10 protein-coding genes are annotated in these 12,492 nt (G+C 69.1%); 9 read left to right on the top strand and 1 reads right to left on the bottom strand.

Translation table 11 applies throughout. The features are described 5' to 3' along the window. From J1C73_RS28340 to cimA, 3 genes are all read left to right on the top strand, one after another. On the top strand, positions 1 to 583 hold a 583-nt coding region (locus J1C73_RS28340), incomplete at its 5' end, for a TetR/AcrR family transcriptional regulator (protein ID WP_242644823.1). A 76-nt stretch (positions 584 to 659) separates the two neighbouring features. Continuing rightward, on the top strand, positions 660 to 1,994 hold the full coding sequence (locus J1C73_RS28335; RefSeq protein WP_207318870.1) for an MFS transporter: 1,335 nt from the start codon (positions 660 to 662) through the stop codon (positions 1,992 to 1,994). A gap of 277 nt (positions 1,995 to 2,271) precedes the next feature. Then, on the top strand, positions 2,272 to 3,879 hold the full coding sequence (gene cimA / locus J1C73_RS28330; protein ID WP_207318869.1) for a citramalate synthase: 1,608 nt from the start codon (positions 2,272 to 2,274) through the stop codon (positions 3,877 to 3,879). A gap of 58 nt (positions 3,880 to 3,937) precedes the next feature. Here cimA and J1C73_RS28325 read toward each other — a convergent pair whose 3' ends face one another. After that, positions 3,938 to 5,803: a ricin-type beta-trefoil lectin domain protein gene (locus J1C73_RS28325; RefSeq protein WP_207318868.1), complete on the bottom strand. Its 1,866-nt coding sequence runs from the start codon at positions 5,801 to 5,803 to the stop codon at positions 3,938 to 3,940. A 290-nt stretch (positions 5,804 to 6,093) separates the two neighbouring features. On the opposite strand from J1C73_RS28325, the gene J1C73_RS28320 reads away from it, so the two are divergent. The 6 genes from J1C73_RS28320 to J1C73_RS28295 all read left to right on the top strand — a co-directional run. Next, entirely contained in the window at positions 6,094 to 7,068 is a 975-nt protein-coding gene (locus tag J1C73_RS28320; protein ID WP_207318867.1) for a LacI family DNA-binding transcriptional regulator, read from the top strand. 150 nt (positions 7,069 to 7,218) lie between these two features. Further along, positions 7,219 to 8,895: an ABC transporter substrate-binding protein gene (locus tag J1C73_RS28315; protein WP_207318866.1), complete on the top strand. Its 1,677-nt coding sequence runs from the start codon at positions 7,219 to 7,221 to the stop codon at positions 8,893 to 8,895. Between the two features lie 38 nt (positions 8,896 to 8,933). Beyond that, on the top strand, positions 8,934 to 9,992 hold the full coding sequence (locus J1C73_RS28310) for an ABC transporter ATP-binding protein (RefSeq protein WP_207318865.1): 1,059 nt from the start codon (positions 8,934 to 8,936) through the stop codon (positions 9,990 to 9,992). Continuing rightward, positions 9,989 to 10,969 carry an ABC transporter permease gene (locus J1C73_RS28305; RefSeq protein WP_207318864.1) on the top strand — a complete coding sequence of 327 codons (981 nt, stop codon included), beginning with the start codon at positions 9,989 to 9,991 and terminating at the stop codon, positions 10,967 to 10,969. Before J1C73_RS28310 ends, J1C73_RS28305 begins: the two co-directional genes overlap by 4 nt. Before the next feature lie 4 nt (positions 10,970 to 10,973). After that, positions 10,974 to 11,972: an ABC transporter permease gene (locus J1C73_RS28300; protein ID WP_123461839.1), complete on the top strand. Its 999-nt coding sequence runs from the start codon at positions 10,974 to 10,976 to the stop codon at positions 11,970 to 11,972. Next, positions 11,969 to 12,492: ATP-binding cassette domain-containing protein (locus J1C73_RS28295; RefSeq protein WP_207318863.1), on the top strand; the 524-nt coding region annotated here is incomplete at its 3' end. The genes J1C73_RS28300 and J1C73_RS28295, both read left to right, overlap by 4 nt.

The following is a 12,492-nucleotide window of genomic DNA, read 5'->3' as shown; positions in this document are numbered from 1 at the left end:
GCGCAACACGGCCCCGCCCCGCGAGTCCCTGCTCGTCGCCGCCATGGCCACCATCGCCGAGCGCGGGCTCGACGGGCTGACCATGGCCGGGCTCGGGCGGGAGGTCGGGATGAGCAGCGGGCACCTGCTGTACTACTTCCGGACCAAGGACGAGCTGCTGCTGCAGACCCTGGAGTGGAGCGAGGGCCGGCTCGGCGCCGAGCGCGGCGCCCTGCTCTCCCGGCAGGCGTCCGCCGCCCAGCGGCTCGACGCCTATGTGCACCTGTATGTCCCCGAAGGGCCGCGCGACCCCCACTGGACGCTCTGGCTTGAGGTCTGGAACCGCTCGCAGAACGCGGACGCCGACGCCCGCGGCCGGATGGCCGCCATCGAGGGGGCCTGGCACCGGGACCTGGTGGCGCTGCTGGCCGAGGGCATCTCGCGCGGCGAGTTCCGCGCCGTGGACCCGGACCGCTTCGCCACCCGGCTGCGCGCCCTTCTGGACGGCTTCAGCGTCCATGTCGCCGTCGGTATCCCCGGTACCGGCCGCGGACAAGTTCTGTCCCATGTGGGGGAGTTCCTGCGGGACTCGCTCGTGCGGTGAACACAACGCACCCAAGACCGGTCGTTGTCCTGTGCATCCTGTTAGTTCTCCGGCGGCTGGGGCACGGTGACCAACCATGGGACGAGAGCAATGGAAGAAGATCTGGGTCGGCTCCGCCGGCAACATGGTCGAGTGGTTCGACTGGTTCGTGTACGCGACCTTCGCGGTCTACTTCGCGGACTCGTTCTTCCCCGAGGGCAACGAGACCGCCAACCTCATGAACACGATGGGCATCTTCGCCGTCGGCTTCTTCATGAGACCGGTCGGCGGCTGGCTGCTCGGCCGGATCGGTGACCGCAAGGGCCGCAAGGCCGCGCTCACCCTCACCGTCACCCTCATGTCGGCCTCCGCGATCCTGATCGCCATCGCGCCCACCTACGACGTCGCCGGATACGGCGGGGTCGCCGTACTGATGCTCGCCCGGCTGCTCCAGGGGCTCTCGGTCGGCGGTGAGTACGCCGCCAGCGCCACCTACCTCACCGAGGCCTCCGCCCCCGAGAAGCGCGGCTTCGCCTCCAGCTTCCAGTACGTCTCCATGACCGCTGGCCAACTCGTCGGCCTCGGCCTCCAGATCGTCCTCCAGCGCAACATGTCCGACGCGGCGCTGCACAGCTGGGGCTGGCGCATCCCGTTCGTCGTCGGCGCGCTCGGCGCCGCCGTCGTCTTCTATCTGCGCCGCTCCATGCTGGAGACGGAGGTGTATGCCGAGTCCGGCGCCGCCGAGCAGCAGGACCGCGGCACGCTGAAGGTGCTCTGGCAGCACCGGCGCGAGGCGTTCCTGGTGATGGCGCTGACCATGGGCGGGACGGTGGCCTACTACACGTACACCACCTACCTCACCAAGTTCCTCTCCAAGAGCGCCGGCATGGACAAGTCCACCGCCTCGCTCGTCAGCTTCTGCGCCCTGTTCGTCTTCATGTGCATCCAGCCGCTGGCCGGCATGCTGTCCGACCGGATCGGCCGCCGTCCGCTGCTGATCACCTTCGCCGTCGGCTCGACCTTCCTGACCGTGCCGATCATGACGATGCTCAAGCACGCCGACACCTTCTGGCCCGCGCTCGGCCTGGCGCTCCTCGCCCTGGTCGTGGTCACCGGCTACACCTCCATCAACGCGTGTGTGAAGGCCGAGCTCTTCCCGACCGGCATCCGCGCCCTGGGGGTCGGCCTCTCGTACGCCGTCGCCAACGCGCTGTTCGGCGGTACCGCCGAGTACGTGGCGCTCTGGTTCAAGGACGCCGGGGCCGAATCCGGCTTCTACTGGTACGTGGCGGGCTGCGCCGCGGTCTCCCTCATCGTCTACCTGTCGATGCGCGAGACCCGCGACATCGACCTGAACCGGGTCGCCGCGGCCGGTCAGCCGCGGGAGCAGCCGCAGCAGGCCGGAGCGACGAGCACCACGCCCGCATCCTGAGACGGGACACGGCACGGAGGCGGTCCTGTGCCACACTGCCTCCGTGTCCTCGTTCGTCATGATTATTGGCAACAGGCGCGCCGGTCCGCAGTGACCGTTCCGTACCACCATGTACGGCGCGGCCATCGTGCCCCAGACCCGCGCGCAGACCTCTCGCACCCGCGAGGGGTTTTTTGTTTTCCGGCCCTCACCTCGGCCGGGGCGAGGCGCGCGGGATGATGGGGGCAAGTGGAGCCAGATCGTCCGGATCCACTCATCCGACAGGAGTCAGACCAGCATGACCACAAAGGCCAAGCCCACCGACGACAGCTTCCATGTCTTCGACACCACGCTGCGCGACGGTGCGCAGCGTGAAGGCATCAACCTGACGGTCGCCGACAAGCTCACCATCGCCCGGCACCTGGACAACTTCGGCGTCGGCTTCATCGAGGGCGGCTGGCCGGGCGCCAACCCCCGCGACACCGAGTTCTTCGCCCGCGCCCAGCAGGAGATCGAATTCCGCAACGCCGAGCTGGTCGCCTTCGGCGCGACCCGCAGGGCGGGCGGCAAGGCGGCCGAGGACCCCCAGGTCAAGGCGCTGCTGGCGTCGGGCGCGCCGGTGATCACTCTGGTCGCCAAGTCCCACGACCGCCATGTGGAACTGGCCCTGCGCACCACGCTGGAGGAGAACCTGGAGATGGTCCGCGACACCGTCTCCTTCCTCCGCGAGCAGGGCCGCCGGGTCTTCGTCGACTGCGAGCACTTCTTCGACGGCTACCGCGCCAACGCCGAGTACGCCAAGGCCGTCGTCCGCGCCGCGTCCGAGGCCGGCGCGGACGTCGTCATCCTCTGCGACACCAACGGCGGGATGCTCCCGGCCCAGGTCCAGGCCGTCGTCTCCACCGTCCTCGCCGACACCGGCGCCCGTCTCGGCATCCACGCCCAGGACGACACCGGCTGCGCCGTCGCCAACACCCTGGCCGCGGTCGACGCGGGCGCCACCCACGTCCAGTGCACCGCCAACGGCTACGGCGAACGGGTCGGCAACGCCAACCTCTTCCCCGTCGTCGCCGCGCTGGAGCTCAAGTACGGCAAGACCGTGCTGCCCGAGGGCGCGCTCGCCGACATGACCCGCGTCTCGCACGCCATCGCCGAGGTCGTCAACCTCGCCCCCTCCACCCACCAGCCCTACGTCGGCGTCTCGGCCTTCGCCCACAAGGCCGGGCTGCACGCCTCCGCGATCAAGGTCGACCCCGACCTGTACCAGCACATCGATCCCGCGCTGGTCGGCAACACCATGCGGATGCTCGTCTCCGACATGGCGGGCCGCGCCTCCATCGAGCTCAAGAGCCAGGAGCTCGGCATCGACCTCGGGGGTGACCGCGAGCTCGTCGGGCGCGTCGTCGAGCGGGTCAAGGAGCGCGAGCTCAAGGGCTACACCTACGAGGCGGCCGACGCCTCCTTCGAGCTGCTGCTGCGGGCCGAGGCGGAGGGCCGGGTACGCCGCTACTTCCGTACCGAGTCCTGGCGCGTCATCGTCGAGGACCGCCCCGACGGCACGCACGCCAACGAGGCGACCGTGAAGCTCTGGGCCAAGGGCGAGCGCATCGTCGCGACCGCCGAGGGCAACGGCCCGGTCAACGCCCTGGACCGGGCGCTGCGGGTCGCGCTGGAGCGGATCTACCCCCAGCTCGCCAAGCTGGAGCTGGTGGACTACAAGGTCCGCATCCTGGAGGGGCGCACCGGCACCGACTCCACGACCAGGGTCCTGATCACCACGGGTGACGGCACCGCCGACTGGTCGACCGTGGGCGTCGCCGAGAACATCATCGCGGCGTCCTGGCAGGCGCTGGAGGACGCGTACACCTTCGGGCTGCTGCGGGCGGGGATCGAGCCGACGGAGTAGGAACGGGCGCGCCCCGACGGCGGACCGGATCCGGTCCGCCGCCAGGGGCGCGCGTCTCCTACCCCAGGTGCCACTTCTGGTTGGCCGCCCCCGTGCACGTCCAGATCTGGGTGCGGGCGCCGTTCGCCGTCGACCGGTCGACCACGTCGAGGCACTTGCCCGAGGCCGGGTTGACGACGTCACCGGTGGCCGCGTCGTACGTCCAGCGCTGCGCCGCGGAACCGTTGCAGGTGTACAGCTGGACCTTCGCTCCGTTCGCCGTGGCGCCGCCCGCGACGTCCAGGCAGGCGCCCAGTGTGCGGACCGAGCCGTCGCCCGGGAGCGTCCAGCGCTGGTTCGCCGCGCCGGTGCAGTCCCAGAGCTGGGCCGGGGTGCCGTCGGCGGCCGTGTTGCCGGTGGCGTCCAGGCACTTGCCGCCCGTCGCCAGGGCTCCGGAGGTGCCCGCCGGGCCGGACGGGGTGCCGGACCAGGTGAAGGTCGCCGAAGTGCGGGCGGGCAGTGAGTAAGTGAACCGGCTGCCACCCCAGTTGACGGTGATCTGCTGCGCCGAGCCGCCGCCGTTGTACGCGATCAGGGCCTTCGAGCCGTCCGGGTTGCGCCAGGCGACATTGGGCACGGCGGAGCTGGCCGTGGAGGCGATCCGGGAGGCTCCCGGACGGACGAACTTGGTCAGGTGGCCCATCGTGTAGTACTCGATGTTGTAGTCGACCTGCCCGCTGCGGCCGTCCCTGTCGTGCACGGTGATCAGCCCGTCGCAGGTGCCGCAGCCGCCGTTGTGCGGGCCGCGGTTCTGGTCCACCGCCAGGGACCACTTGGTCACCGACTTCGCCCAGTTGCGGGTGTAGTCGATGATGTTCAGCATGTCCTCGCGCTGCTGGTCGGCGATCCAGGTACCGCCCGAGTGCTCGGTCTGGAAGGCGTCCATCGAGGGGTACTGGTCGTGCACCGCCGTCTGCTTGGCGACGTCACCGCCGTACCCGTGCCAGGCGACCCCGCCGAAGTTGGGGTGGTTGCGCACCTCCGCGTCGTTCACGGTGGCCGCGGCGTACGCGTCGTAGGTGTCCCAGTTCCAGTCGTGCGCCAGCACCTTGGTGGACAGGCCGGCCGACTGGAGCTTGGGGAGCAGTTCGCTCTTGGTGAAGTAGGCGAGCCCGGAGCCGTTCCAGCTCATCGAGGGGTAGCCGGAACAGCAGGTCGGCTCGTTCTGCGCGGTGACGTAGTCCACCGGAACGCCCTGGTCCCGGTAGGCCTGGAGGTACTTCACGAAGTAGTCGGCGTACGAGCCGTAGTTCTCCGCCTTCAGCCAGCCGCCGTTCAACTGCCCGTTGTCCTTCATCCACGCCGGAGCGGTCCACGGGGACGCCACCGTCGTCAGGGCCGGGTTCAGTTCCCTGGCCTGCTTGGTCAGCGGGAGCACGTCCGCGAGATCGTGTGCGATCGAGAATTTCCCGAGCCCCGGGTCGGTCTGCCCGGCGGGGAGGTCGTCGTAGGTGTAGCCGGTCCGGGCCAGGTCCGAGCCGCCCATCGGATTGCGTACGAACGAGAGCCCGATGCCGTCCGTGGGGGAGAACAGCTTCCTCATCGTGGCATCCCGGGTCGCCTGGCTCAGCGCCCCGCTGCTCTTCATCAGGTACGCGGCCGTATCGGTGAACGAGGCGCCGCCGCCGGTGAAGGTCTGGTACCGGGTGTTCTCGTCGACCGTGATGTTCGTACCGGCGCCGCCGGTACCGGCGGTGAAGGCGACCGGGGCCTGGGCCTCCAGGCCCCGGGTGACATGCCGGCCGCCGGAGTCATCGGTGGTGGTCAGCGTGATGCCGACGCTCTCGCCCGCGGCCTGGGCGGTGCCGGACGAGAGGCCGGTGAGACCGGCGGAGGCGAGCGCTGCGGCGAGCAGCACCCGTACGGCTCTTCCTGATCGGATCATGCTCAAGACCTTCCTCGGCGGGAGCGTGGGGAACGTGCCGTCGAACGAGGCGTGAGTGAACTGCTCTTACGTGCCCACGTCAAGAGGGTGCACGTTCAGGACTTGAACACATTGGCCTTCCCCGCAGCTCGCAGGATGGGTACGGACCAATCTCGGTGTGAAGTATTGACGACTCTGTTCCAGCGGGGTTAACTCACGCCACCAACGCCGGTACCGGTTCCGGAACCGGTTGCGGAACCGGTTCCACGACCGGCCGCTCTCTCTGTCCCGTTGTGTCCTGGAGGCCCCCGATGCGTGTCACCATCGCTGATGTCGCCCGCGAGGCCGGCGTCAGCAAGACGACCGTGTCCCGGGTCATCAACACCAAGGGCGAAGTGGACGGTTCAACGGCCGCCCGTGTTCGTGAAGTGATCGCACAGCTCGGCTATGTGCCCAGCTCGGGCGCCGTCGGTCTGGCCCGCGGCAGCAGCCGCACGGTCGGCATGCTGGTGCCCTCGCTGACCTGGCCGTGGATGGGCGAGGTGCTTCAGGGCGTCGTCGACACCGTCGAGGCCGCCGACTACGGGCTGCTGCTCTTCACCTGCAACCGCGGGGCCGAGTCCGTTGAGCGCTTCACCAGCCAGGTGTCGGCGCGGGCCTTCGACGGACTGGTCGTCGTCGAACCCGAGAACACCCTCGACCATCTCACCGCACTGCACCGCGGTGGTCTGCCGATCGTGCTGATCGACGATCGCGGCCACCACCCCGAATTCCCCTCCGTCGTGACCACCAACCACGAAGGAGGCGCGTCGGCCGCCCGCCATCTGCGGTCTGCCGGCCGCACCAGGCCCCTGGTCATCACGGGCCCCCAGGACTTCGGCTGCGTACGCGACCGGCTCGCGGGATTCGTCTCCGTCCTGCCCACCGACCTCGTCGTCCGCGGGGACTTCACCGAGATCTGCGGCCGGCTGGCCGTGGAGCAACTCATCGCCTCCGGCGTGGAGTTCGACTCGGTCTTCGCACACAACGACATCACCGCGGCAGGCGTGCTGCGGGCGCTGCGCGCCGCGGGACGGTCCGTTCCCGGCGACATCGCGGTGGTCGGATTCGACGACATCCCGATGGCCGAGCACACCGAACCGCCGCTGACCACCGTGCGCCAGCCCACCCGGCAGATGGGTGAGACGGCCGCACGGATGCTGCTCTCCCACCTCGGCGGCACGGCCGTACCCGACGCACCCCTCGTGCTGCCCACCGAACTGGTCGTGCGCCACTCGGCGCCCTAGCGGCCGGGGCCGGACCGGCCCCGCCGCTCCCGTACTCCGTGCAGCAGCCGGCTGCGCGCCCCGCACCGCACCCGCACCGCCCGTACCCGGCGCGCCGAGCGCTGCCCGTTTCCGGATCTCCCAGACCCGCCAGTCCCTCCTGGAGTCGCCATGTCCGCACGCCGTCACCACACGCTCAGAGCGGTCGCGCTCGCCACCGCGGTGGTCGCGCTCGCCGCCGGATGCTCGTCAGCCAACTCGAACGCCAACAAGGGCGGCAGCGCCGCGTCGGGCATCCTGACGCTGGGCAAGCCCGACGGGCCGCAGACGAACAACAGCAACCCGTTCCTGAACACCTCGGCGGGCGCCACCCTCGGCTATCGCTGGATGATCTACGAGCCGCTGGCGATGACGAGCCAGATCCGGCCCGCCGACAAGGCCGATCCGTGGCTGGCGACGTCCTGGAAGTGGGACCTCAACTTCACCAAGGTCACCTTCACCCTCGATGACAAGGCCAAGTGGGCCGACGGCAAGCCGCTGACCGCCGAGGACGTGGCGTTCACCTTCAACCTGCTGAAGAAGCACCCGGCGCTCAACGGCAACGGCATCGCCTTCGGCGGGGTCGAGGTTCAGGGCAAGAAGGTCGTGCTGACCTTCGACGACTCCCAGTACGTCAACCAGAACAAGATCATCCAGCAGTTCATCGTGCCCAAGCACATCTGGGAAGGCGTCAAGAACCCGGAGACCTGGCCCAACCGCACGCCCGTCGGCTCGGGCCCGTACAAGCTCAAGACGTTCACCCCGCAGACCACCACCCTGACCGCCACGCCCACCTACTGGAAGGGCGCGACGAAGGTCAAGGAGCTTCGGTACAGCACGTACAACGACAACAGCGCCGCCACCACCGCGCTGGCCGGCGGCAAGCTCGAGTGGTCGTTCGTCTTCATGCCGAACTACAAGCAGCTGTACATCGCCAAGGACCCCAAGAACCACAAGCTGTGGTTCCCCTCCGGGCTCGGCATCCACGGACTGTGGTTCAACACCGCCCGCAAGCCCTTCGACAACCCGGCGCTGCGCAAGGCCATGGCGATGGTCGTCGACCGCAACGCGATCTACACCCAGGCCGAGGCGACCCTCTACCCGGAGATCACCAACCCGACCGGCATCCCGTTGCCCGCCGGCAAGTCCTTCATCGCCCCCGAGTACAAGAACGCCACCACGAAGCCCGATGTCGAGGGCGCCAAGAAGATCCTCGACAAGGCCGGCTTCACGCTCAGCGGCGGAGTGCTGAAGGACCCGAGCGGCAAGCCGGTGAAGCTGACCTTCACCGACCCGGCCGGCTGGAACGACTACATCACCGGCCTCGCGATCATCAAGGACAACATCAAGAAGCTCGGCATCGAGGCCAAGGTCAAGACGCAGACCGCCGAGGCCTGGGGCGCGGACGTCGCCAACGGCAACTTCGACGCCACCCTGCACTGGACCAACAGCGGCGCCACCCCGTACGACATGTACCAGAACATCATGGACGGCGCGCTGCTCCAGCCCATCGGCAAGGCCTCCCAGCTCGGCAACTTCGGCCGCTTCAAGAACACCGAGGCCACCGAGGCGCTCAAGGACTTCGCCAGCGCCACGACCGACACCGTGCGCATCACCGCGATGAACACGCTGCAGAAGATCATGGTCGAGCAGGCGCCGATGATCCCGACCGCCGCCGCCCCCATCGGGGCCGAGTACTCCACCAAGAACTGGGTGGGCTGGCCCACCGAGGCCGACCCGTACGCCGACCCGCAGCACACCCAGCCCTCGTCGCTGGAAGTCGTGCTGAAGCTCAAGCCGTCGAAGTAAGGCCGTCGGCCTCACACCCAGGGATCCAGGTACCGGCCATGTCTGAACAGCTCGAAAAGAACCACGTCGTGCTCGAAGCACGCGGAGTCACCAAACACTTCGCCGTACGGCGCACCGGCCGCGATCTCCTCGCGGGCAAGCGCCGCACCGTCCACGCCGTCGACGACGTCTCGCTGAAACTGCGGCGCGGCACCGTGACGGCACTGGTGGGGGAGTCGGGCTCCGGGAAGTCCACCGTCGCCAGACTGCTCGCCCAGCTGTATCCGCTCACCGAGGGCGAGATCCACCTGGGCGGACAGCCGGTGAAGGCCGGACGTGGCCGGTCCTTCCGCAGTTACGTACGCCGGGTCCAGCTCATCTTCCAGGACCCGTTCGCCTCGCTGAACCCCGTGCACACCGTGCGCTACCACCTCACCCGGGCACTGAAGATCCACGGCCGGGCGGGGAACGGCGAGGCGGAACTGGAACAGAACCTGACCGCTCTGCTGAACCGCGTCCAGCTGACTCCTCCTCATCAGTACCTGGACAAGTTCCCGCACGAGCTGTCGGGAGGTCAGCGCCAGCGCGTGGCCATCGCCCGCGCGCTCGGCGCCGACCCCCAGGTCCTCCTCGCCGACGAGCCCGTCTCGATGCTGGACGTCTCGATCCGGCTCGGAGTGCTCAACCTGCTCAAGGACCTCAAGGACCGCATGCACCTCGCGATCCTCTACATCACCCACGACATCGCCTCCGCCCGCTACTTCGCGGACTCCACGCTGGTGATGTACGCGGGCCGGATCGTGGAGGGCGGTGACAGCGAGACCGTCACCCAGCGCCCCGCACACCCCTACACCCAGCTGCTGATCGCCTCGGCACCCGACCCGGACCGGGTGGTCGCCGATGCGGAGCAGGAGGAGACCGGCAGCGGCGAGCCCCCGTCGCTCATCGCGCCACCGGCCGGCTGCCGCTTCCACCCGCGCTGCCCCAAGGCGATGGAACGCTGCCGCACCGAACTGCCGCCCCGCTTCGACCTGGCCGACGGCCAGTGGGCGGCCTGCTGGCTGTACGCCGACGCCGCCGGCCGCGCCGCTGACCACGAGAAGGAGGCCGCGAAGTGAAGTACCTGCTCCAGAGGCTCGCCTTCTACCTGGTCACCGCGTGGGCCGCGATCACCATCAACTTCCTCATCCCGCGGCTGATGCCCGGCGACCCGGTGCAGGCCCTCATCGCCCGCTTCCAGGGGCAGCTGGACACCAGCGCCATCGCCTCCCTCAAGGCCCTCTTCGGCCTGGACAAGCACCAGTCGATCTGGCAGCAGTACACCGACTACTGGGGCCATCTGCTCGACGGGGACCTCGGCCTGTCCTTCACCTTCTTCCCGACACCGGTGAGCGAGGTGATCGCCCAGTCGCTGCCGTGGACGCTCGCGCTCGTCGGCATCACCACGCTGATCAGCTTCGTGCTCGGCACCGGGATCGGCGTCTTCACCGGCTGGCGGCGCGGCTCCTGGATGGACAGCCTGCTGCCCGTCACCACCTTCATCTCCGCGATCCCGTACTTCTGGCTCGGCCTCATCGCCATCTCGCTGTTCGCGGTGAAGTGGCCGCTCTTCCCGGCCGCGGGCGGTTACGACAACTCGCTCGTCCCCGCCTTCGACTGGCCGTTCATCTCCAGCGCGCTCTACCACGGAGTGCTGCCCGGCCTCACCATCGTGCTCAGCGCGGTGGCCGGCTGGATCCTCGGCATGCGCAACATGATGGTGACGGTCTCCTCCGAGGACTACGTCATGGTCGCCCAGGCCAAGGGGCTCTCCGAGCGCCGGGTGATGTTCGGGTACGCCGCCCGCAACGCGATCCTGCCCAACATCTCCGGCTTCGCCCTCTCGCTCGGCTTCATCGTCGGCGGCACGCTGCTGGTGGAGATGGTCTTCTCCTACCCGGGCATCGGATACCAGCTCTTCCAGGGCGTGGGAGCCAAGGACTACCCCCTGATGCAGGGCGTCTTCCTGATCATCACGCTCTCCGTCCTCGCGGCGAACCTCCTCGCCGACGTGCTCTACATGATCCTCGACCCCCGTACCCGAAGGGAGGCGTAGGACAATGGCCGTCACCGCCCCAGAGGTCGCCGTACTCGCTACCGCCGACACCCCGGCGCCCAGCAAGCGCAGGTTCCGTTTCCTGCGCGGCCGCAAGACCGTCATCGGACTCGGCATCCTGCTCTTCTTCGTGCTGATCGCCGTCATCGGCCCATGGATCGCCCCGTACGACCCGGACACCATGGGCAAGGAACTGCTCCAGCCGCCGTCCGGGGCCCACTGGTTCGGCACCACCCAGACCGGTCAGGACGTGCTCTCGCAGATCCTCGTCGGCACCCGCGGAGTCCTGGTCGTCGGATTCACCGCCGGCATCCTCGCCACGATCCTGTCCGTGCTGATCGGCGTCAGCGCCGGCTTCCTCGGCGGCACGGCCGACGAGGTGCTCTCGCTGCTCTCCAACGTCTTCCTCGTCATCCCCGGACTGCCGCTGATCATCATCATCGCCAGCTTCGTCTCCGACGCGGGCGACCTGCTGATCGCGACCGTCATCGCCCTGACCTCCTGGGCCTGGGGCGCCCGGGTGCTGCGCGCCCAGACGCTCTCCCTGCGCCGCCGGGACTACGTCGAGGCGGCCCGCGCCACCGGTGAGTCGACCTGGCGGATCATCCTGTTCGAGGTGATGCCCAACCTGACCGCCGTCATCGCCTCCGGCTTCGTCGGCACGGTCATCTTCGCCATCCTCTCCGAGATCACCCTCGCCTTCATCGGCGTCGCCGACATCTCCAACTGGAACTGGGGGACCGTCCTGTTCTGGGCGCAGTCCAACCAGGCCCTGGCCCAGGGCGCGTGGTGGTGGTTCGTCCCGGCCGGGCTCTGCATCGCCCTGCTCGGGATGTCCCTCGCCCTGATCAACTTCGGCATCGACGAATTCGTCAACCCGCGCCTGCGCACCGAGACCGGCGGCTCCCGCAAGGTCCGGATGCGGGTCGGCTTCACCCCCGTGGCACGCGGTACGGACAAGGCCGGGGCGCGCGGCAGGCACGACAAGGAGACCCGCTCATGAGCGAGCCCGTCCTCAGCATCAGCGGCCTCAACGTCGACTACGGGACCGGGGACGACGCCGTGCACGCGCTGCGCGATATCGACCTCACCCTGCACCGGGGCGAGGTCCTCGGCCTCGCGGGCGAGTCGGGCTCCGGCAAGTCCACCCTGGCGTACGCCGTCACCCGGCTGCTCTCCCCACCCGGCGTCATCACCGGCGGCGAGGTCCGCTACCACCAGCGCGGCGGCGAGGCGCTCGACCTGCTGACCCTGTCGGCCCCCGAACTCCGGGCCTTCCGCTGGCAGGAGCTGTCGATCGTCTTCCAGGGCGCGATGAACTCCCTCAATCCGGTCCACACGGTCCACAGCCAGCTCACCGACGTACTCCAGGCCCACCGCCCGGAGATGAAGCGGGCCCAGCGCACCGCACGCGCCGAGGAGTTGCTGAAGCTCGTCGGAATCTCCGCGGACCGGCTCGGGGCCTACCCGCACCAGCTCTCCGGCGGAATGCGCCAGCGCGTGATGATCGCGATGGCGCTCGC

It is taken from the genome of Streptomyces laculatispora, from assembly GCF_017353455.1.
GTDB classification, from domain to species: Bacteria; Actinomycetota; Actinomycetes; order Streptomycetales; family Streptomycetaceae; genus Streptomyces; species Streptomyces laculatispora.
The sequence above is the reverse complement of the archived record's forward strand: the minus strand, read 5'-3'. Positions and strand labels throughout refer to the sequence as shown.

What these genes read in the sequence shown, in the direction of transcription:
- J1C73_RS28335 (WP_207318870.1), top strand. Translation starts at nt 660, where the DNA reads ATGGGACGAGAGCAATGGAAGAAGATCTGGGTCGGCTCCGCCGGCAAC.
- J1C73_RS28315 (WP_207318866.1), top strand. Translation starts at nt 7,219, where the DNA reads ATGTCCGCACGCCGTCACCACACGCTCAGAGCGGTCGCGCTCGCCACC.
- J1C73_RS28300 (WP_123461839.1), top strand. Translation starts at nt 10,974, where the DNA reads ATGGCCGTCACCGCCCCAGAGGTCGCCGTACTCGCTACCGCCGACACC.
- J1C73_RS28320 (WP_207318867.1), top strand. Translation starts at nt 6,094, where the DNA reads ATGCGTGTCACCATCGCTGATGTCGCCCGCGAGGCCGGCGTCAGCAAG.
- J1C73_RS28310 (WP_207318865.1), top strand. Translation starts at nt 8,934, where the DNA reads ATGTCTGAACAGCTCGAAAAGAACCACGTCGTGCTCGAAGCACGCGGA.
- cimA (WP_207318869.1), top strand. Translation starts at nt 2,272, where the DNA reads ATGACCACAAAGGCCAAGCCCACCGACGACAGCTTCCATGTCTTCGAC.
- J1C73_RS28325 (WP_207318868.1), bottom strand. Translation starts at nt 5,803, where the DNA reads ATGATCCGATCAGGAAGAGCCGTACGGGTGCTGCTCGCCGCAGCGCTC.